Consider the following 20,046-nt stretch of genomic DNA (forward strand, 5'->3'; position numbering starts at 1 on the left):
CCGCTTCATTCATTTGGACCGGCCCTGCCGCCGCTGGCATGGGCGCGGGAGGGGAGAATGATGAATGAGCGACCTGGTCCTTCACGAATATGCCGCCTCGGGAAATTGCTACAAGGTCAGGCTGACCGCGGCGCTGCTCGGCCTGGCGCTGGAGCGGCGCGAATATGACATCATGGCCGGCGAGACCCGGACGGCCGACTTCCTGGCGAACGTCAACGCCAACGGCCGGATCCCCGTGCTGCAGGACGGCGCCCGCTTCATCCCGGAAAGCAACGCGGCCTGCTGCTACCTCGCCGACAGCACCTGGCTGATCCCCGAGGACCGGTTCGACCGGGCCGACATGCTGCGCTGGCTGTTCTGGGAACAATATAATCACGAGCCCAATGTCGCGACCCTGCGCTTCTGGCACGGCTGGATCGGTGAGGCGAACTGGAGCGAGCTGCAGCGCGCGCAATTCCCCGCCAAGAAGGCTGCCGGCGAGGCGGCGCTGGCGCTGCTGGACGAGCATCTCGCCACCCGCGACTGGCTGGTCGGCGACAGCGTGACGCTCGCCGACATCGCGCTCTACGCCTACACTCATGTCGCCGAGGGCGGGGGCTTCAGCCTGACGGACCGTCCAGCGGTGCGAGCCTGGCTGAAGCGGGTCGAGGCCCTGCCGGATTACGTGCCGATGGACGCCTGACCGGCCCCCTATTCGCTGGGATTGCACTCCGAATCGGACATGCAGATCGCGGTGGCGGTCACCAGGATTACGAGGGTGGCGCCGACGCCGATCGCAATCCAGCCGATGGTCGAGACGCCCAGCCGTTGCCCGTCGGGGCCGGCGCGGCCCTGGGCGAGGCGGTTGACCGGCGTTCCCGCCAGCGAGAATTGCAGCGGCTCGCGGCCGTTGACGCCGAATTCGAGGCCCTCGCCGATCCGGGTGCGGACGCGGCCGTCCTGATAATCGGTGCGGGCGGTCGGCGCGAAGGCGAGGCCGGCGCGGATCGGCGCCCGGGCGCCGCCGCCGAACGGGATGCGGATCCGGACGCCGCTGAACATCCCCATTTCCGTGTCGTGTGCCGGTGCATAGCCCTGCGCGAAAGCGGGCGTGGTGGCAGCGCAGGTCTGCCCCGCGACGAGCGCGGCGATCAGCAATTTCTTCATCGAATATCTTCCCCCAATGGCGGATTCGGGTCCGCCGCGTGTCGATCAGGCGCGAGTCAGCACTCGCCCGGGTCGCACTCGGATTCCTCCATCAGCCACCAGTAGAAGCCGCCGACCAGCACGACCACGGTGCCGGCGCCGATCGCGACCCAACCAAGGGTCGAGACGCCCATGCGCCGCCCCTCCGGGCCGCCCCGCCCCTGGACCAGCCGGTTGACCGGCGTCCCGGCCAGCGAGAACCGCACGGTGCCCCGGTCGTTCACCCCGAATTCGAACCCCTCGCCGATATGGGTGCGGGCGCGGCCGTCGCTATATTCGGCGCGCATGGTCGGCGCGAAGGCCAGGCTGGCGCTGGCCCGCTCGTCCCGGGAGCCGCCAAAAGGGATGCGCAGGCGGACACCGCCGAACGCGCCCGTCTCCAGGTCGCGGCTGGTGCCGGAGCCCTGGGCCATGGCGGGCGCGGCGGCGCCCAGAATCTGTCCCGCGACAAGCGCTGCGATCAGCAGTTTTTTCATTGTTTTTCCTCCCGTTATGGTGGCGACGCTCGACCCGAATTGCGGCGGGCCGTGGGAGGAATTGTGGCCTTTTGCCGGCCTAGAGCTCGCGCAGCGCAAAACGCTGCAATTTACCGGTCGCGGTCTTCGGCAGCGCCTCAACGAACGCGACCTCGCGCGGATATTTGTACGGCGCGATCACCGCCTTCACATGGTCCTGCAGCGCGGTCACGGTCCCCGCGTCCGGCGCCCAGCCGGGGGCCAGGACGACGAAGGCCTTCACCTTCTGGCCGCGCTCCTCGCAGGGGATGCCGACCACCGCGCATTCCTGCACCGCCTCATGCGCATAGAGCGCATTCTCCACCTCGGGCGCGGCGATATTGTAGCCCGAGGAGATGATCATGTCGTCGGAGCGGGCGAGGTACCAGAAATAGCCGTCGGCATCCTTGCGGTAGGTGTCGCCGGTGACGTTCCAGCCGTCGACGACATAATTGGCCTGGCGCGAGTCGTCGAAGTAGCGGCAGCCCGTGGGCCCTTTCACGGCGAGGCGGCCGGTGCCTTCGGCCATGGGCCGGTTGTCCTCGTCGAGCACGGTCGCGACATAGCCGGGCACCGCCTTGCCGGTTGCGCCCGGGCGGATGTCGTCGCCCGAGGCGGAGATGAAGATGTGCATCATCTCGGTTGCGCCAATGCCGTCAACGATCGCGATCCCGGTCTTCGCCTGCCAGGCCTGCCAGGTCGCCGCGGGCAGATGCTCGCCCGCCGAGACGCAGGTCCTGAGCGTGGAGATGTCATGCCCGTTCAGCATGGAGAGGATCGCCTTGTAGGCGGTGGGCGCGGTGGCGAGATTGGTGACCTTGTGGCGGGCGATGGCGTCGAGCAGCGGTCCCGGTCCCGGCGTCTCGATCGTCACCGCGGCGCCGCCGAAGCGCCAGGGGAAAATCAGCAGCATGCCCAGCCCGAAGGTGAAGGCGATCGGCGCCGAGCAGGCCCAGCGCTGGCCGGGCGCGGGCGCCAGCAAATGGCGGGCGAAGCTGTCGGCGGGGGCGAGGATGTCGCGGTGATAATGGACGCAGCCCTTGGGATTGCCGGTCGTCCCCGACGTAAAGGCGACGAGGGCGACGTCGTCGCGGCCGGTGTCGACCGGGGTGAAGCCCGGCGCGATCTCCTCGAGGCCGGGAAAGCCGTTGTCGCCGTCATAGGCGATGATCGACCCGGTGCCGCCGGCCGCGTCGAAATCGGCGCGGAAGCGGGCGTCGACGATGGCGTGGCTGATCCGCGCGCGCTCGAGGATCGTGGCGATCTCGCCTGGGCGGAGCATCGGCATCGTGGTGACGACCACGCCGCCCGCCTTCAGCACCCCGAGCCATGAGGCGAACAGCATCGCATTGTTGGGGCCGCGCAGGAAGACGCGGTTGCCGGGAACCAGGCCCTCGCGCTCGACCAGCAGGCGGGCGATCCGGTCCGACAGATCCTTCATCTCGCCGAAGGTCCAGCTGCCCGCGTCGTTGATCACGGCGAGCGCGTCCGGATCCTGCCGGTCGATCAGCTCGACGGCGGCGTTCAGGCGCTCGGGATATTGGAGCTCGGGGAGGGTGAACAGGAATTCGGGCTGCGCCTCGGGCGGCGGCAGAAGGTCGCGGATGAAATTGTCGGTCATTCGGGCACCACCGCGAGCGTCTCGATCTCGATCTTCGCGCGCGGCTCGACCAGGGCCGTGACGCCGACAACGGCCATGGCGGGATAGTTCCGGCCGATCAGCTCCCGCCAGGCGGCGCCGATGCCGGCAAGGCCGTTTCGATAGGCTTCGATGTCGGTGACGTACCAGGTCATGCGGACGATATGCTCCGGGCCGGCGCCGTCCTCGGCGAGGATGGCGAGCGTGTTGAGGAGCACCTGCCGGAACTGGCCCGCGAGATCGTCCGTCTCGAACTGCTCCTCCGCATTCCAGCCGACGACGCCCGCCGTAGCGATCAGCCGGCCGCGTGCCGAAATGCCGTTCGCATAGCCTTTGGGGCGGGGCCAGCCGGGTGGCAGCAGAGTCCTCATCGGCCGAACTCCGCCAGATGGTTGCGGGCGATCACCACCTTCTGCACCTCGGATGCGCCCTCGTAGATGCGCAGCGCCCTGATCTCGCGGTAGAGGCTCTCGACCGGAACGCCGACGGTGACGCCGAGGCCGCCGAAAATCTGCACCGCCTTGTCGATCACGGCCTGGGCCCCGTCGGTCGCCTGCAATTTGGCGAGCGCGGCCTCGCGGCTGTTGCGCCGGCCTTGGACGTCGCGGACCCAGGCGGCACGGTAGACGAGCAAGGCGGCGGCATCGACGTCCAGCACCATCTCGGCGAGCAGGGCCTGGACGATCGCATTGTCGGCAAGCGTGGCGCCCATCGACTTGCGGGTGAGGGCGCGCTGCGTGGCCTCGTCGAGCGCGCGGCGGGCGAAGCCGAGCGCGGCACCGCCAACGGTGGTGCGGAACACGTCCAGCGTCGCCATGGCCTGCTTGAAGCCCTCGCCGCGCGTCCCGAGCAGGGCATCGGCCGGCAAGTGCATGGCGGTGAATTTCAGCATGGCCAGCGGGTGCGGGGCGATCACCTGAATCCGCTCGCTCGCGTCGAGGCCGGTGGTCCCGGCATCGACGATGAAGGCGGAGACACCCTTCGCGCCGGGCGCCTCGCCGGTGCGCGCGAAGAGCACGTAGAAATTGGCGATGCCGCCATTCGAGATGTAGGTCTTGGCCCCGTCGATCACGTAACCGTTGCCGTCTGCATCGGCCCGCGTCTCCAGATTGGCGACGTCCGAGCCGGACGTCGGCTCGGTGAGCGCGAAGGCCGCGATCTTTTCGCCGCGGGCGACCGCCGGAAGATAAGATTGCTTCTGAGCTTCGGAGCCGAACAGGCTGATCGTGCCCGAGCCGAGGCCCTGCATGGCGAAGGCGAAATCGGCGAGGCCGTCATGGCGGGCGAGGGTCTCGCGGATCAGGGCGAGCGAGCGGACGTCGAGATTTTCGTGCACGCCGCCCCAGGCTGCCGGGACGCAATAGCGGAGCCAGCCGCCCTGGCCGAGCTTGCGTACCAAAGCGCGGCATGCAGCATCCACGTCCTCGCCATGGCCATGGCCGAGCTCGGCTTCACACCATTTCTCAAGGTCGGCGGCGAGCCGCCTGTGCTCGTCATCGAAAAAGGGCCAGTCGAGGAAGCTCCGGTCGGCCATCAGTCGCCCCGGAATTCCGGCTGGCGCTTCTCGGCGAAGGCTTCGAAGGCCCGGCGGAAGTCGTTGGTGGCCATGCAGATCGCCTGCGCCTGCGCCTCCATTTCGATCGCCGTCTCCAGGCTCACCGCCCATTCCGTATTGAGCTGCGTCTTGGTGATGCCGTGGGCGAAGGTCGGGCCGCTGGCGAGGCTCCGGGCGAGCGCCTGCGCTTCGGCCAGAGGAGCGTCCGCCAACTTATTGTGAAAGCCCCATTTCTCGCCTTCCTCGGCGCTCATTACCCGGCCGGTGAAAAGCAGTTCCGAGGCGCGGCCCTGACCGATGATGCGGGGCAGGATCGCGCAGGCGCCCATGTCGCAGCCGGCGAGGCCGACGCGGGTGAACAGGAAGGCGGTCTTCGTCCCCGGCGCGGCGATGCGGATGTCGGAGGCCATGGCGACGATCGCGCCGGCGCCGACGCAGACCCCTTCCAGCGCGGCAATGATCGGCTGCGGGCAGGCGCGCATCGCCTTGACCAGATCGCCGGTCATCCGGGTGAAATCGAGCAGACCCGGCATCTCCATTTCGGTCAGCGGGCCGATAATCTCGTGGACGTCGCCGCCCGAGCTGAAATTGCCGCCCGCGCCGGCGACGACGACCGCCTTGACCTGCTTCGCATGGACCAGGGCCCGGAAGGTATCGCGCAGCTCGGCATAGGATTCGAAGGTCAGCGGGTTCTTCCGCTCGGGCCGGTTCAGCGTGACCGTGGCGACGCCGTCCGCATAATCCCATTGGAAATGCGCGGGGCTGAAAGCTTCAGGATCCAAGCTGCTGTCCTTTCGCGATCGATCGCTTGAGCGCGCCAAGCGCCTGATAGAGGGTTTCGCGGCTTTCCGCATCCATCGCCGCCAGCAGGCCGTCGATCCAGTCTTGATGGGCGGCGGCGAGGCCATCGAACTCCGTCCGGCCCCTGGGTGTGAGCCGGACGATCGAGGCGCGCCGGTCGGACGGGGAGGGGGCGATCGCGACCAGCCCGTCCCTGGCCAGCTTCTGGACGAGCTGGGTGACGTTGCCGTTGGAGACGAGCAGGGCGCGGGAGAGCGCGCCCATGGTCATGCCGTCGCCTTCGCGGTCGAGCGCGGCGAGCACGTCGAAGCGGGCAAGCGTCGCGCCCTGCCGCCCGAGCCGGCGCTGCACGTCCTTCTCTATCGCCATCGTGCAGGAGAGCAATCTGAGCCAGAGCCGGACGCCGGCGCCGCCGTCGAGCGCGCCGTCATGCTTCTCGCGGATCGCCACGGCCTCGGTCATGCGAGCTCCACCGCCTCGCCATTGCGCTCGGAGAGGACGAGCTCGAGCACCAGCGCGGCGATCTCGGCGGGCGCGATCAGCCGGCCGGAGGGGTTGAGCCGGGCCAGCTCCGCTTTCGCCTCGGCCTCGCTGCGGCCGGTTTTCGCCTGGATGTTCGCGATGGCGCCGGCGACGAGGTCGGTGTCGGTGAAGCCGGGGCAGACGGCATTGGCGGTAAGCCCGGTCTTCGCGAATTCCACCGCCAAAGCGCGCATCAGCCCGACCGCGCCGTGCTTCGCCGCGACATAGGGCGCGGTATAGGCGTAGCCGCGCAGGCCCGCGGTCGAGGCGATGGTGACGATCCGGCCCCGTTCCGCGGCCAGCAGGTCGGCGAGGGCGGCCTGGCAGCAGTGGAAGGCGCCGTCGAGATTGACCGCCAGCCGATCCCGCCAGAGCTCGGCGCTGATCCGGGCGAAGGGCTCGCCCCCCGCCTGGCCGGCATTGTTGACGAGGATCGCGACCGGGCCGTGGCGCTCCCGTGCGGCGGCGAAGGCGGCGTCGACCTGCGCCCGGTCCGTCACGTCGGCGGCGACGCCGTTTGGCCCCAGCTTCTCCGGCCTGCGGCCGACCCGGCTGACGGCCGCGCCTTCGGCCTCCAGCGCCGCGGCGATGGCGGCGCCGATGCCGGTGCCGCCGCCGGTGACGATCGCATGCTGCCCGGCCAGCCTCATGCCTTGAGCTCCGCCTCGCGCTGCAGGTTGCGGGCGAGCTGGGCCATGCCGCCAAGATAGGGCGGCGGCACGGCGACGCGGCGATAATCCTGCTGCGCAGCGGCGCGGAGCGTCCAGCTCGGATCTATCAGGTGCGGCCGGGCGAGCGCGACCAGATCGGCGCGGCCGGCGGCAAGGATCGAGTTGACATGGTCGGGCTCGTAGATGTTGCCGACCGCCATGGTCGTGACGCGGCCCTCGTTGCGGACCTGGTCGGCAAAGGGGGTCTGGAACATGCGCCCGTAGATCGGCTGGCAATCGGCCCAGGTCTGCCCGGCGGAGACGTCGATCAGGTCGGCGCCGGCGGCCCAGAAGGCGCGGCCGATCTCCACCGCGTCGTCGGGCCGGATGCCGAGCTCCCCCATCCAGTCATTGGCCGAGATGCGGACAGACATCGGCCGGTCCTCGGGCCAGGCCGCCCGCATCGCCCGGAACACCTCCAGCGGGAAGCGCAGCCGGTTCTCCAGGCTCCCCCCATATTCATCCGTGCGCTTGTTGGTCAGCGGGGTGATGAAGCTCGAGAGCAGATAGCCGTGGGCGGCGTGCAGCTCGATCATGTCGAACCCCGCCTCCAGGCCCATCCGGACCGACGCGACGAACTCGCCGATCACCCGGTCCATGTCCGCGCGGGTCACCGGGCGCGGCACCTGGTTGTCGGGGCTCCAGGGCACGTCGCTCGCCGCCATGACCGGCCAGTTGCCGCTGTCCAGCGGCACGTCATAGCCCTCCCAGCCGACCCTGGTGCTGCCCTTGGGGCCGCTATGGCCGAGCTGCAGGCAGAATCTGGCCTGGCTGTTGGCATGGACGAAGTCGACGATCCTTCGCCAGGCCGCCACATGCTCCGGCGCGTACATGCCGGTGCAGCCCGGGGTAATCCGTGCCTCGGGGGAGACGCAGGTCATCTCCGTATAGAGCAGGCCCGCGCCGCCCTGGGCCCGCGCGCCGTAATGGACGAGATGGAAGTCGTCCGGCAGGCCGTCCTTCGCAGAATACATGGCCATGGGAGAGACGACGACGCGGTTGGCCAGCTCCATCTCCCTGAGGCGGAAAGGCGCGAACATGGGCGGGGCGGGGTCGTTCGCGGGGCGGCCGCGCGCCTTCGCTAGGAACCAGCGCTCCACGCCCTCGAGCCAGTCCCGGTCGCGCAGGCGCAGATTCTCGTGGCTGACGCGCTGCGAGCGGGTGAGCAGCGAATAAGCGAACTGGATCGGCTCGAAATGGAGATAGCGGTCCAGCGTCTCGAACCATTCGGTGGAGTTGCGGGCGCTGTTCTGCAGCTTCAGCACCTCGAGGTTCCGCTCCGCCTGATATTCGGCGAGCGCGGCGTCGCGGCCGAGGCCGGGCCGGTTCAGCACCTCCGCCAGCTTGATCGCATCCTCCAGCGCCAGCTTGGTGCCCGAGCCGATCGAGAAATGGGCGGTATGGGCGGCGTCGCCGAGCAGGATCAATTTGCCGTAGTCCCAGCGCTCGCAGACGATGCGGCGGAAGGTCAGCCAGGCCTGCGGGCCGGGCAGGTGGGTGGCGTTGGAGACGAGCGCGTTCCCGTCCAGATAGCGGGCGAAGATCCGCTCGCAGAGCGCGATCGCCTCCGGCTGGTCCATCGCATCGAGGCCGAGCCCCGCCCAGGTCTCCGGGTCCATCTCGACGATGAAGGTCGAGAGGTCGTCGTCGAAGCGATAGGCGTGCGCCCAGACCCAGCCGGCCTCGGTCTGCTCGAAGGCGAAGGTGAAGGCCTCGAATATCCTGGCCGTGCCGAACCAGAAGAATTTGTTGCGGCGGACCTGGACGTCCACGCCGAAATGGTCGGCATAACGATCGCGGATGCGGCTGTTGGCGCCGTCGGCGGCGATGACGAGGTCATAGTCGGCCCAGTCGGCGAGATCGGCGCTCGCCTCATGCTCGAAATGAAGCCCGACGCCGAGCGCGCGCGCCCGTTCCTGGAGGATGTTGAGCAGCCGCTTGCGGCCGATGCCGATGAAGCCGTGGCCGGAGGAGCGGATCGTCTGGCCGTGGATATGGACTTCGATATCGTCCCAGTGCGCGAATTCCCCGCTGATCACCGCGCCGGAGACCGGGTCGTTGGCCATCAGATTCTCGACCGTCTGGTCGGAGAAGACGACCCCCCAGCCGAACGTGTCGCCGGGGCGGTTGCGCTCGAAGACGTCGATCCGGTGCGCGGGATCGCGCAGCTTCATCGAGATGGCGAAATAGAGTCCGGCCGGCCCGCCGCCGAGGCACGCAATCCGCATCCCGTCCTCCGATTGATTTAGGACTAAACTATCCTGTGAGAGGACAAGGTCAAGTCCTCGTAACAATGTTTAAATATTCGACAGAATTTCCGCGGTTTTCCGCCAATTCGACTAGGCAAGCTGCCGTCGATCCGTTAACCCCCCGAAACAGCGCCGGGACGTTTGATTCTGGCGACAATGAACGGTGGGAGGCTTTCATGCCGGTTCAGGGCGATGTTTTTTCCTTGAATTCCAGCGAAAGGGCCTCCCGCATCGCGGGGGCGCGGCGCAAGGCGCTGCTGATCGGCACCAGCTTGCTGGTCTATGCTGCCCTGCCGTCGGCCGCGATGGCACAGCAGGAATGCGGTGTCCCGCCGCCGGGGCCCGGCAGCACCGTCACCTGCACGCCCGCCGGCAATCCCTATCCGGGCGGGATCAACTATCCGGGCGCCGTCGAGGATCTGACCATCGTCCTGCAACCGGGCACGCTCGTCGGCCAGGGCGTAGAGACGAGCGCCGGCGTCCCCGGCGTCGACCTGCGCATCGAGGGACGGACCAGCACCTTCATCAACTCGACGCTGGACGGGACGCCCGGCATCTTTGCCACATCGGCGTCGGGCACGGTCTACGCCGGCGTCGACGACGTGCTGACCATCGGCAACCTTTCACCCGGGATCTTTGCCCAGAGCCGCGGCGGCACGCAGGTCGTCGCGGACCAGGTCGCGACGCTCGGTACGAGCTCGCCCGGCGTGATCGCGGGCGCCTCGAGCGGCTCGTCCTACGCCGTCGGCGCGGTCAGCGTGACGACCAACGGCGTGATCACCCAGGGCGACAACTCCCCGGCCATCATCGCCACGGTCGGCGGCAAATACGGCGGCGGCTCGGTTTCCGTCAGCAGCGGCAACGTGCTCACCACCGGACTCAATTCGCCCGGCATCCTGGCCACTGCCAGCGCCGGCCTGACCTCCGGCGAAGCCGGGCCGATCTCGATCGACGTGGGCACGCTTGCTACCCTGGGCGACGGTAGCCCGGGCATTATCGCGACCTCGACGGGCGGCACGATCGAGATCACCGGCGGTTCCGTGGCGACACAGGGCCTCGGGAGCATCGGCGTGCTGGCGACCGTCACCAACCCGATCTTCCCCTCGACGGCGGATACGTCGGTGTCGATCATCCTCGATTCGGTCAGCACGCTGGGCGACAACAGCCCCGCCGTCTCCGTCACGGGCGTGGCCGATTCCGTCTATCTGAACATCGGTTCCATCTTTACCGGCGGCGACAACAGTCCGGCCGTCTCCGTCACCGGCGCCGGCACGGTGGCGGTGAACGTCGGAACCGTCCAGACGACCGGCGACAATTCGCCCGGCGTCTCCGCGGTCCAGACCGGCTTCGTGCCGCCGCCCCCGGCCCCCCCGGGCCCCCCGGGTGCGCCGATGCTGGCGCCCCCCGGACCGCAGAACGTGATCGGCGTCGGCCCGGGCGTCACCGTGGTCAGCGGGACCAGCATGACGGGCGGCGTCAACAGCCCTGCCGTGCAGGGCACCTCGGCGAACGGCTGGGTCCAGATCACCAGCAATACCGCCACGACCGCTGGCGCGAACAGCCCGGGCATCATCGCCAATGCCTTCACCGATGCGCGCGTCATCAGCGGGACGGTGGTCACCTCGGGTGCCGATTCGATCGGCATCAGCGTGAACGCCTATTATGGCTATATCGACCTGCACAGCGTCAACGTCACGACGAGCGGCGCGAACTCGACCGGCCTTTTCGCCCTTAGCGGCGGCCAGACCAATGGCGGCGGGGACATCTATATCGACAGCGGCGCGGTCGCGACCTCGGGGACCAATGCGGACGGCATCGTCGCGCTTGCCGGCCTCGGTACCAACGCGACCGGCGGCACGATCGAGATCCACAGCGAGACGGTGACGACGCAGGGCATCGACTCGACCGGTATCGGCGCGATCGCTTATGGCGATGTCGAGGTCGAAAGCGGCGCGGTCTCGACCGCGGGCGCGAACAGCGTCGGCATCTACGCTTATTCGCTCCATGGCAACGTCACCGTCACCAGCGGCACGGTCAGCACGTCGGGGGTCGGCAGCGTCGGCATCTATGGCGGGGCCGACACCGGCAACGTCACGATCACCAGCGGCACGGTGGGCACGACGGGGGATGGCGCGTTCGGCATATACGGGTCGGTGAACACCGCCGGCAACGTCTCGGTGACCAGCACGGGGGTCACAACGACGGGCGCCGGTGCGGCCGGCATCCTCACCCTTGCGGTGGACGGCGACACGACGATCACCAGCGGCACGGTCAGCACAACCGGGGCCGGCGCGGTCGGCATCGCGGCCTCGGGCAACGGCAATGTCACCGTCACCAGCGGCACGATCAACACGACGGGCGACGGTGCCGACGGCATCATTGCGCTGGCGATCAACGGCAATCTCGTCGTCAACAGCACGAGCGTGACCACCACGGGCGCCACCAGCGCGAGCGGGATCTACACGACCAACTTCTTCGGCGACACGACGATCACAAGCGGCGCGATCAGCACGGCCGGCACCGACAGCGACGGCATCAACGCCTTCGGCTACCAGGGCGACATCACCATCACCAGCACCGGGCCGGTCAATACGACCGGCGCGGCCAGCGACGGCATCGACGCCTATACGACGGTCGGCAACATCGCGATCACGAGCAGCGGCGCGATCAACACGGCTGGTGACAATGCGACCGGCATCGAGGGCAATGCCTTCGGCTCGGGCAATGTCACGATCACCAGCAGCAGCGCGATCACGACGGCCGGCCTCGACAGCGACGGCCTCTATGGCATGGCCGAGGTCGGCGACGTCACGATCACGAGCAGCGGCGCGATCAACACCGCCGGCACCGTCGCCGACGGCATCGCGGCCTATACCGACACCGGCAATATCCAGGTGACCAGCACCGGCGCGATCCGCACGACCGGGGCCGCTGGCTTCGGCATCTTCGCCGTCGGCTCGGTCGCCGGCAACGTGACGATCAGCTCGACGTCGATCACCACCACCGGCGCTTCCGGGGTCGGCATCGCCGCGATCCAGAGCGGCGCGGGCACGCTCAGCGTAACCAGCGGCACGATCAATACCAGCGGTGCCACTGCGATCGGCATTGCGGCCTATGGCACAGGCAACGTCACGGTCGCCAGCACCGGGATCACGACGACCGGCGCGGGCAGCGACGGCATCCGTGCCCTGTCGGGCGGAAGTGTTACCGTGACCAGCGGCACAGTGACCGCCAGCGGCGCCGGATCCCTCGGCATCTTCGCCCAGGGCAACGGCAATGTGTCCGTCACCAGCACCGCGGTCACCAGCAATTCCACGGGCATCAGCGGCGTCTCCGGCGCCGGAACCGTGACGATCACGAGCGGCAACGTCACCACGAGCGGGGCGGGCGCGACGGGGATCCGCGGCCAGGCCGGCGGTGCCGTTACCATCACCTCCGGCAACGTCACGACCACCGGGGCGAACTCGATCGGCATCAATGCGATCTCGGACGCGAACATTCTGGTCACCACGACCGGGACCACGACGACCACGGGGATCGGCATCCGAGCGATCACGACGGCCGGCGCTGCCACCGTCGACGCGACCAATGTCACCGCCGCGGGCGACGCCATCAACATCACCTCCCCGACCGCGAGCAATGTCACGGTCCGCGGCCTCGTCGTCTCGACGGGCGGCGGCTTCGCGGTCCAGGCCACGGGCGGCGCAGCGACGGTGGCGACGACCGCGGCGGGCACGATCCGCGGCCGCATCGACCTCACTGACAATGCCGACGTCGTCAACAATGCCGGCACGTTCGACGCGATCGGCGACAGCCTGTTCGGCGCCGGCACCGATGTGTTCAACAATAGCGGCCAGGTCCGCTCGACCAGTGGCGCGGTGAGCTTCACCGGGCTCGAGACGTTCAACAATCTCGCCACCGGCCGGATCGACATGCGCGACGGGGCGGTCGGCGACTCGCTGAACGTGATCGGCGCCTATGTCGGCACGGCGGGCAGCCGCCTGCAGCTCGACGTCAACCTCGCCACCACCACGGCCGACGTGCTGTTCACCGGCGCGGCGACCGGCTCCACGATCATCGATGCCAACATCCTGAGCCCGCCCATCTTCAACCTGACGGGCACGCTGGTGGTCGATGCCGCGGCCGGCACGAGCGCCACCGCCTTCACCCTGGCCGGCGGCGCGCAGAACGTCCCCTATATCCGGCTCAACCTGCTGTTCGACGGGCCGAACAACAATTTCCTGCTCCAGGCGCTGCCCGACCAGCCCGTGTTCGAGACGGTCGAGCAGGCCGAGATGCTGACCAATTTCTGGTACAACAGCGCCGACGCGATCACCGCCCAGCTGGAGGCGGCGCGCGACGGGCTCGAGCCCGCGGGCACGGTGCATGCCAACCATCTCACGGGCAGCGGCCGGTTCAACGGCTGGGTCCAGGTGGTGGGCGGCAATGTCGACCGCGAGGCGAGCCAGAGCTTCGTCGGCGGCGGCGCGACCACCGTCTTCGACACCAGCTACGAGCAGGATTATATCGGCGTCCAGGCCGGCCTCGACTATCAGGCGGGCGGCACCATCCTCGGCCTCAGCTTCGGCTACGGCAAGTCCGAGGCAGAGTTCGACGCAAGCTTCAACAATGTCGAGATGGACGGCTACAACCTCGCCGCCTATGCGGCCTTCCACGCGGAGAGCGGCTTCTTCTTCAACGCGCTGGCCAAGGTGGACTGGGTCGACGTCGACGCGACGCCGGGCGCCAACCTGCTGGCCGAGTTCGACGCCACCGCCTGGGGCCTGCGCGGCGTCGCCGGTTACCGGTTCCGCAGCGGCAACGTCTTCTTCGAGCCGGCGGTCAGTCTGACCTGGGTGAACGTCGACATCGACGATTATACGGTGGCGGGCGCCGCCGTGTCGTTCGACGACATCGAGAGCTTCCGCGGGTCAATCGGCCTCCGGGTCGGCGGCGAGTTCCGCTCGGCGAGCGGCGGCACCTGGTCGCCCTTCGTCGGCATCTATGCGGTCGAGGAATTTTCGGGCGACAACAGCGCGACCTTCACGCTCGGGCCGTCGCTCACCCTCACCCAGGACGCGCCCGGCACCTATGGCGAGATCACCGCCGGCCTCAATTACTCGACCGGGCGGCTGGAGGCCTTCGCGCGCGGCGAGCTGGACTTCGGCGGCGAGCGCGACGGCATTGGCGGCCGCGCGGGCATCCGCCTGCGCTTCTGAGCGCGGGGACGCGGTGGCTGAAGAGGGCGCGCTGTCGGTCGCCGGGTTCGACATTCGCATCGCCTGGCAGCGCAATGATGCCGGTATCGAGGCCGATGCCATCGAGATGTGGACGCGGCTCGACATCCTTCCCCCGGAGGTGCGGCCGGAGGACCGGGCCAAACAGCTGGCCGCCGCTGCCTATAGCGAAGGCCAGATCGCCGCGGTCGCGACCGGCGTCGTGGAATATATCGATTTCCTGCGCGCCCGCTTCCTGGTGATGCGCAGCATGACCGCGCCTGAATTCCGACGAACCCACGCCCAGGTCGCGCTGGCCCTGCCGACGATGACGATGCTCGAGCAATGGTCGAAGGCGAATCCGAACGAGAGGATCGCCGGGCTCATCGGCTTCGTCGAGCCTGGCGCATGGGGCGAGGCGGCGCGCATGCCGTGGGGCCCTTATTTCGGCTGGACGCTGGTCGCCTACACGCATGACGGCAAGCAGGTCCGTGTCGTCTGGTTCGATCATTACCGGATCGAATCATGAGGCCGGAAGAGATAGCTCCCGGATTCGAGCTGCGCCCGGCCTGGCGGCTGCGCAACCCGCGCATCGAGGCGGACGCGATCGCCTTCTGGCGGCGGCTGGAGCTCCTGCCGCCGGACGTCGCGCCCGGGCAGCGCGCGGCGGAGCTGGTCGCCGTCGCCTATCGGGGCGAGCGGCTGGCCGGCGTCCAGACTGCGGCGATCGAGCCGGTCGAGCAGGTCCGGGCGCGGCTGGCGATGCTGCGTGGCGCCGTCGATCCCGACTTCCGGCGCAGCCATGTCGCCCTGGCGCTGACCCTCTATTCCCGGGATCTGCTCGAGCGCTGGTCGCGCGACAATCCGGGCGAGCGGATCGCCGGCCTCGGCGCCTGTGTGGAGGGCGAAGAGCTCGCCGAGCGCAGCAGGCAGCCTTACTGGCCGCAGACCCGCTTCATCCTCGCCGGCTACGGGCCGGACGGCCGCCAGCTCCGCATCTCTTGGTTCGACGACTACCGCACCGATTATTATTGACGGTCAGCCGGCCGGTGCGGACAGCGGGCCGAATTCGGGATCGAAGGAGATCAGGCTCTGGATGTCGGTGGACTGCACGCCGAGGGCCATCGGGCAGCGCACGTCCGGGATCACCGCCACGTCGAACAATTCCTTGATCGCGCCGTTCAGCCGGATCCATTCCACCAAGTCGCCGCTCCTGAGGTCGACGATGCAGACGCCGCACCAGGGCTCGCCGTCCCGTTTCCTGAGCTCGTCCTGCAGCGCCAGCCCGGAAAAGGCGCCGTCGCGCGGCAGCGAGACGGTGGCGATCGCATAGCCGTTGTGGATGGCGAGCCCGCGCAGGAAGCCCGGGCAGAAGGCGATGTCGGTCCGGGCGCCGGTCTCAGGATCCACCCGGACGATCTGGCCGCGGCCGCTGTCCAGCAGATAGACGCCGTCCGGCGTCGCGCGCGGGCTGTGCGGCATGGAGAGCTGGTCGGTCACGATCCGGTCGTCGCGCACGTCGATCAGCACGCCGCCCTCGTGGCGCCGGTCGCGCCAGCCGTTGATCATGTCCGAGCGGCTGACTGCGGTGACGTAAGCAGGCGACCCGTCCTCCATGGCGAGGCCGTTCAGATGGCAGCGATCCTCCGCGGCCAGCCGGGAGATGAATGGCGGCTTCCAGAGCGGCTTGAAGCCGTGCGTCACGCTCATCGTCGCCAGGCAGGAGAATTTGGTGTTCACGAAGATCACCCGCCCGGCCCTGTCGACATTGAGCTCGTGCACGTCGACATCGCCCGTCGTCTGGGCGTTGCGTGGCACGTAGAGCCGGTCGAAATGCTGGTTGGCGCGCTCGTGCGGGGCGAGCACGTTCTCGAGGCGCCAGACCTGGAAGAGCGAGCCGACATAGAGACGCTGCGGCGTCGCGTGCACGCCCATCGCCCGTACGTAATTCTGCTGGTGGAAGCTGACCTGGCCGCCTGGCAGCATGCCGACGAGGAAGAGCTGGCCGGTCTGGTAGGAGGTAAAAGCAAGGCTGCAATTGGCGCGGACCAGCCAGTTGCCGAAGCCGCGGGACACGCTGATCCGGGTCTGGTCGGCCGCGGGCTGGGCCGGCTGCGGCGCGGCCTGGGCTTCCTCGACCGCGACGTCGGGCGATGCCCCGGCTTCGCCCCCGGATGCGCCGTTCTTGCCCTTCGCCATTGTCCCCCCGTCGCTTGCGCGGCGATCCTAACGCTTATTCGCGGCCGTTCAACACAGGCGGGCGGGTCGTCTGCCGCGGCCACGGCGCCTTTCCCGTCCCGGTTCGCGGTACCGCGGAAATGGCGGTTTTTCCGCCATTCCGCCTTTCCAAATCCGGGTCAATCCGGCGGGCTACGACCTGCACGCCGCCTGGCACCGCGACGACCCCAGGTTCGAGGCGGACGCGATCGATTTCTGGACGCGGCTCAACCTGCTGCCGTCCGGCGTCGACCCGGCGCTCCGCGCAAAGCAGCTCGCGACCATGGCCTATCGGGATGACCGGCTCGTCGCCGTCACCACGCTCGTCGTCGCCCGGATCGAGCAGGTCCGCGTCCGGATCGCCATGCTGCGCTCCGCCACCGACCCCGAGCATCGCCGTGCGCACCTCGCCAATGCGCTCACCATCCTCACCCGGGAAGTGATCGAGGACTGGGCGACGGATCATCCGGAAGAGCGGATCGGCGGCATGGGCGCGGTGATCGAGAGCGAATATTTGCGCAGCTGGACGAAGAAGGCGGTCTGGCCAACGACGAAGCTGAACCTGATCGGGCACATGCCCGACGGCCGCCAGCTGCGGCTCTACTGGTTCCCCGACTTCACGTTCGACTAACTGGCCTGCCCGTCCAGCAGCCGGCGGACGATCAGGTCGGCCGCCGCCTCGGCGTCCATCACCATCGTGTCGATGCGGATCTCGGGCGCTTCCGGCGCCTCGTAGGGGGAATCGACGCCGGTGAAGTTGACCAGCTTGCCGGCGCGCGCCTTCCTGTAGAGGCCTTTCGCGTCGCGCCGTTCCGCCTCGGCGAGCGGCGTGTCGACGAAGATTTCGAGGAAGTCGCCGTCCGGCACCAGCTCGCGCACCATCGCCCGCTCGGCGCGGAACGGGCTGATGAAGGCCGTGAGCACGATGAGGCCCGCGTCCAGCATCAATTTCGCCGCCTCGCCGGCGCGTCGGATATTCTCGACGCGGTCGGCGGCGGTGAAGCCCAGATCCTTGTTGAGGCCGAGGCGGACATTGTCGCCGTCGAGCAGGAAGGTGTGGTGCCCGCGCGCGTGCAGTTTCTGCTCGACCAGGTTGGCGATGGTCGACTTGCCGGCACCCGAGAGGCCGGTGAACCAGAGCAGTTTCGGCCTTTGCCCCTTCAGCGCGGCGCGTCGCTCAGGCGTCACGGCGAGCGCCTGCTCGTGCAGATTCCCGGCGCGGCGCAGCGCGAAGCGGACCAGGCCCGCGGCGACCGTGGCCGCGGTCAGCCGGTCGATCAGGATGAAGCCGCCCAATGCGCGGCTTTGCTCATAGGGCTCGAAGAGGATCGGCCGCGCGGTATGGACGACGGCGTCGCCAATCTCGTTCAGCGCCAGCGTCCGCGCCGCCAACTGCTCCATCGTGTCGATGCCGATCTTGTACTTGGGCTCCTGCACCGTCGCGGAGACAGTTTGCGTGCCCAGCTTCAGCAGATATTGCCGGCCAGGCAGCAAGGCCTCCTCGGCCATCCAGATGAGGGTCGCCTCGAACTGGTCGGCGAGCTGCGGCGCCTCGCCCGCGACGATCATGTCGCCACGCGAGCAATCCACCTCGGTGGTGAAGCCGAGCGCGACGGACTGGCCCGCTTCGGCGCGGTCGAGGTCGCCGTCCATCGTCGCGATCCGGGCGATCGTGGCGCGGGTGCCTGCGGGTGCGATGCTGACCGCGTCGCCGGGGCGGACGCTGCCGGCCGCGATCAGGCCGGCATAGACACGCGCGCCACCGTCGCGGATCACCTGTTGCACCGGCAGGCGCAGGCCGGCGATGCTCGGCCCCTGCGCGGGCTCGACCGTCTCCAGGAAGGGCAGGAGGGCAGGGCCGTCATGCCAGGGCGTCCGCAGCGAGGGCGCCGTGATATTGTCCCCCTCCAGCGCCGAGACCGGAATGGCGGTGAAGCGCTCGATCCCGATCGTCTCCGCAAAGGCGGCGAAGTCGGCAATAATCGCCTCGAACCGCGCCTGGTCGAAGCCGATCAGGTCCATCTTGTTCACCGCCAGGACGAAGCTGCGGATGCCGAGCAGCCTGGCGATGGTGGCGTGGCGCCGCGTCTGGGTCAGCACGCCCTTGCTCGCGTCGACCAGCACGATGGCAAGGTCCGCGCGCGAGGCGCCGGTCGACATGTTGCGCGTATATTGCTCGTGGCCGGGCGTGTCGGCGAGGATGAAACGGCGCTCGCCGCGTTCGAAATAGAGATAGGCGACGTCGATGGTGATGCCCTGCTCGCGCTCGGCCTCGAGCCCGTCGGCGAGCAGCGAGAAATCCTCGATTCCGTCCAGTTTGTCCGCCGGCAAAGCGCGGCAATCGTGCAGCAGCCGGCCGATCAGGGTCGACTTGCCGTCGTCGACGGAGCCGCAGGTCAGGAAGCGGAGCAGGGTGGACGCCATCAGAAATAGCCCTGCCGCTTCTTGCGCTCCATCGAGGCGGGCTGGTCCCTGTCGATCAGCCGCCCGGAGCGCTCCGAGCTGCCGTCCCGCGCCATCTCCGCGAGCACCGCCTCGATCGTGGCGGCGTCGCTCTCGACCGCGCCGGTGAGCGGCCAGCAGCCGACCGTCCGCACGCGGACCCGGCGCGTCACCGCAGCCTCGCCGTCCGCGAAGGGAAAGCGCGCGTCATCCAGGATGATCAGGGTGCCGTCACGGACCACGGTCGGCCGATCGGCGGCGAAATAGAGCGAGGCGACGGCGAGCCGCTCGCGGGCGACATAGGCCCAGATGTCGCGCTCGGTCCAGTCCGAGAGCGGGAAGACGCGGAGCGTTTCTCCGGGGGCGCGGCGACCGTTGTAGAGCTGCCAGAGCTCCGGGCGCTGCCGCTTCGGATCCCAGCCATGGCTCGCCGAGCGGACCGAGAAGATCCGTTCCTTCGCCCGGCTCATCTCCTCGTCGCGCCGGGCGCCGCCGAAGGCCAGGTCGAACCGCCCCGCGTCCAGCGCCTGCTTCAGCCCCTCGGTCTTCCAGAGCTCGGTGTGCAGCGCCGCGCCATGGTCGAACGGATTGATGCCGCGGGCCTCCGCGTCCGGGTTGCGGTGGACGATGAGGTCCATGCCCGCCTCCGCCGCCAGCCGGTCGCGCAATTCATAGAGCTCGGCGAATTTCCAGCCCGTATCGACGTGCAGGAGCGGGAAGGGCGGCCTGGCCGGGAAGAAGGCCTTCCGCGCCAGATGCAGCATGGCGATGCTGTCCTTGCCGCCCGAGAAGAGCATGACCGGGCGCTCCGCCTCGGCCACGGCCTCGCGGATGATGTGGATCGCCTCGGCCTCCAGCCGGCTCAGATGGTCGTCGCCCGGCAATGTCCTCCCCGTCGTCCCCGACGCGTCGTGCAGGCTGTGCGGGGCACAGGTCAACCGGGAAAGCACGTCCGCGGCAGGCGCGGCGGAACAAATTCGGGCGGCGGAAATTTCTGATTATGTAACAGAGCGTTC

General features: G+C 68.7%; 17 protein-coding genes. 5 read left to right on the plus strand and 12 right to left on the minus strand.

Annotated features, from left to right (window positions below):
- The first annotated feature begins 64 nt into the window (after positions 1-64).
- On the plus strand, positions 65-682 hold the full coding sequence (locus VEC11_RS10335) for a glutathione S-transferase family protein (protein ID WP_464130693.1): 618 nt from the start codon (positions 65-67) through the stop codon (positions 680-682).
- An 8-nt stretch (positions 683-690) separates the two neighbouring features.
- On the opposite strand, the gene VEC11_RS10340 is transcribed toward VEC11_RS10335, so the two are convergent.
- From VEC11_RS10340 to VEC11_RS10380, 9 genes are all read right to left on the minus strand, one after another.
- A complete protein-coding gene (locus VEC11_RS10340; RefSeq protein WP_464130697.1) occupies positions 691-1,146 on the minus strand; it encodes a hypothetical protein in 456 nt (151 codons plus the stop codon).
- A gap of 56 nt (positions 1,147-1,202) precedes the next feature.
- On the minus strand, positions 1,203-1,661 hold the full coding sequence (locus VEC11_RS10345; RefSeq protein WP_464130701.1) for a hypothetical protein: 459 nt from the start codon (positions 1,659-1,661) through the stop codon (positions 1,203-1,205).
- A gap of 79 nt (positions 1,662-1,740) precedes the next feature.
- Entirely contained in the window at positions 1,741-3,300 is a 1,560-nt protein-coding gene (locus tag VEC11_RS10350) for an AMP-binding protein (RefSeq protein ID WP_464130705.1), read from the minus strand.
- Positions 3,297-3,689, minus strand: coding sequence for a RidA family protein (locus VEC11_RS10355; protein WP_464130708.1), 393 nt, complete (start codon positions 3,687-3,689; stop codon positions 3,297-3,299). Before VEC11_RS10355 ends, VEC11_RS10350 begins: the two co-directional genes overlap by 4 nt.
- Positions 3,686-4,852 carry an acyl-CoA dehydrogenase family protein gene (locus VEC11_RS10360; RefSeq protein WP_464130712.1) on the minus strand — a complete coding sequence of 389 codons (1,167 nt, stop codon included), beginning with the start codon at positions 4,850-4,852 and terminating at the stop codon, positions 3,686-3,688. The genes VEC11_RS10355 and VEC11_RS10360 overlap by 4 nt, the downstream gene beginning before the upstream one ends.
- Positions 4,852-5,655: an enoyl-CoA hydratase family protein gene (locus tag VEC11_RS10365; protein WP_464130716.1), complete on the minus strand. Its 804-nt coding sequence runs from the start codon at positions 5,653-5,655 to the stop codon at positions 4,852-4,854. The genes VEC11_RS10360 and VEC11_RS10365 overlap by 1 nt, the downstream gene beginning before the upstream one ends.
- Entirely contained in the window at positions 5,645-6,136 is a 492-nt protein-coding gene (locus VEC11_RS10370) for a MarR family winged helix-turn-helix transcriptional regulator (protein ID WP_464130721.1), read from the minus strand. The genes VEC11_RS10365 and VEC11_RS10370 overlap by 11 nt, the downstream gene beginning before the upstream one ends.
- A complete protein-coding gene (locus VEC11_RS10375; protein WP_464130724.1) occupies positions 6,133-6,846 on the minus strand; it encodes an SDR family NAD(P)-dependent oxidoreductase in 714 nt (237 codons plus the stop codon). The genes VEC11_RS10370 and VEC11_RS10375 overlap by 4 nt, the downstream gene beginning before the upstream one ends.
- Positions 6,843-9,134 carry a bifunctional salicylyl-CoA 5-hydroxylase/oxidoreductase gene (locus VEC11_RS10380; RefSeq protein WP_464130729.1) on the minus strand — a complete coding sequence of 764 codons (2,292 nt, stop codon included), beginning with the start codon at positions 9,132-9,134 and terminating at the stop codon, positions 6,843-6,845. Before VEC11_RS10380 ends, VEC11_RS10375 begins: the two co-directional genes overlap by 4 nt.
- A gap of 224 nt (positions 9,135-9,358) precedes the next feature.
- Here VEC11_RS10380 and VEC11_RS10385 point away from each other — a divergent pair, with 224 nt between their 5' ends.
- From VEC11_RS10385 to VEC11_RS10395, 3 genes are read left to right on the plus strand one after another with little or no spacing between them, the layout of a single operon-like run.
- Positions 9,359-14,374: an autotransporter outer membrane beta-barrel domain-containing protein gene (locus tag VEC11_RS10385; protein WP_464130733.1), complete on the plus strand. Its 5,016-nt coding sequence runs from the start codon at positions 9,359-9,361 to the stop codon at positions 14,372-14,374.
- A 13-nt stretch (positions 14,375-14,387) separates the two neighbouring features.
- Entirely contained in the window at positions 14,388-14,900 is a 513-nt protein-coding gene (locus VEC11_RS10390; protein ID WP_464130736.1) for a hypothetical protein, read from the plus strand.
- A complete protein-coding gene (locus VEC11_RS10395) occupies positions 14,897-15,406 on the plus strand; it encodes a hypothetical protein (RefSeq protein ID WP_464130739.1) in 510 nt (169 codons plus the stop codon). The genes VEC11_RS10390 and VEC11_RS10395 overlap by 4 nt, the downstream gene beginning before the upstream one ends.
- A gap of 3 nt (positions 15,407-15,409) precedes the next feature.
- Here VEC11_RS10395 and VEC11_RS10400 read toward each other — a convergent pair whose 3' ends face one another.
- Positions 15,410-16,570, minus strand: a complete 1,161-nt coding sequence (locus VEC11_RS10400; RefSeq protein ID WP_464130743.1) for a TIGR03032 family protein — start codon at positions 16,568-16,570, stop codon at positions 15,410-15,412.
- Between the two features lie 301 nt (positions 16,571-16,871).
- Between VEC11_RS10400 and VEC11_RS10405 the strand changes: the two genes are divergently transcribed.
- Positions 16,872-17,219 carry a hypothetical protein gene (locus VEC11_RS10405; protein WP_464130747.1) on the plus strand — a complete coding sequence of 116 codons (348 nt, stop codon included), beginning with the start codon at positions 16,872-16,874 and terminating at the stop codon, positions 17,217-17,219.
- Here the strand turns inward: VEC11_RS10405 and cysC are convergent.
- Together cysC and cysD are read right to left on the minus strand one after the other, a co-directional pair.
- Positions 17,216-19,012, minus strand: a complete 1,797-nt coding sequence (cysC, locus tag VEC11_RS10410; protein ID WP_464130751.1) for an adenylyl-sulfate kinase — start codon at positions 19,010-19,012, stop codon at positions 17,216-17,218. The two genes, VEC11_RS10405 and cysC, sit on opposite strands and share 4 nt — an antisense overlap.
- A complete protein-coding gene (gene cysD, locus VEC11_RS10415) occupies positions 19,012-19,914 on the minus strand; it encodes a sulfate adenylyltransferase subunit CysD (protein ID WP_464131218.1) in 903 nt (300 codons plus the stop codon). Before cysD ends, cysC begins: the two co-directional genes overlap by 1 nt.
- Positions 19,915-20,046 lie beyond the last annotated feature (132 nt).

It is taken from the genome of Allosphingosinicella sp. (genome assembly GCF_035626655.1).
Classification (GTDB): Bacteria; Pseudomonadota; Alphaproteobacteria; order Sphingomonadales; family Sphingomonadaceae; genus Allosphingosinicella.

Coding starts and splice junctions, on each gene's coding strand:
- VEC11_RS10335 (WP_464130693.1), top strand. CDS start 65: ATGAGCGACCTGGTCCTTCACGAATATGCCGCCTCGGGAAATTGCTAC.
- VEC11_RS10340 (WP_464130697.1), bottom strand. CDS start 1,146: ATGAAGAAATTGCTGATCGCCGCGCTCGTCGCGGGGCAGACCTGCGCT.
- VEC11_RS10345 (WP_464130701.1), bottom strand. CDS start 1,661: ATGAAAAAACTGCTGATCGCAGCGCTTGTCGCGGGACAGATTCTGGGC.
- VEC11_RS10350 (WP_464130705.1), bottom strand. CDS start 3,300: ATGACCGACAATTTCATCCGCGACCTTCTGCCGCCGCCCGAGGCGCAG.
- VEC11_RS10355 (WP_464130708.1), bottom strand. CDS start 3,689: ATGAGGACTCTGCTGCCACCCGGCTGGCCCCGCCCCAAAGGCTATGCG.
- VEC11_RS10360 (WP_464130712.1), bottom strand. CDS start 4,852: ATGGCCGACCGGAGCTTCCTCGACTGGCCCTTTTTCGATGACGAGCAC.
- VEC11_RS10370 (WP_464130721.1), bottom strand. CDS start 6,136: ATGACCGAGGCCGTGGCGATCCGCGAGAAGCATGACGGCGCGCTCGAC.
- VEC11_RS10375 (WP_464130724.1), bottom strand. CDS start 6,846: ATGAGGCTGGCCGGGCAGCATGCGATCGTCACCGGCGGCGGCACCGGC.
- VEC11_RS10380 (WP_464130729.1), bottom strand. CDS start 9,134: ATGCGGATTGCGTGCCTCGGCGGCGGGCCGGCCGGACTCTATTTCGCC.
- VEC11_RS10395 (WP_464130739.1), top strand. CDS start 14,897: ATGAGGCCGGAAGAGATAGCTCCCGGATTCGAGCTGCGCCCGGCCTGG.
- VEC11_RS10400 (WP_464130743.1), bottom strand. CDS start 16,570: ATGGCGAAGGGCAAGAACGGCGCATCCGGGGGCGAAGCCGGGGCATCG.
- VEC11_RS10405 (WP_464130747.1), top strand. CDS start 16,872: ATGGCCTATCGGGATGACCGGCTCGTCGCCGTCACCACGCTCGTCGTC.
- cysC (WP_464130751.1), bottom strand. CDS start 19,012: ATGGCGTCCACCCTGCTCCGCTTCCTGACCTGCGGCTCCGTCGACGAC.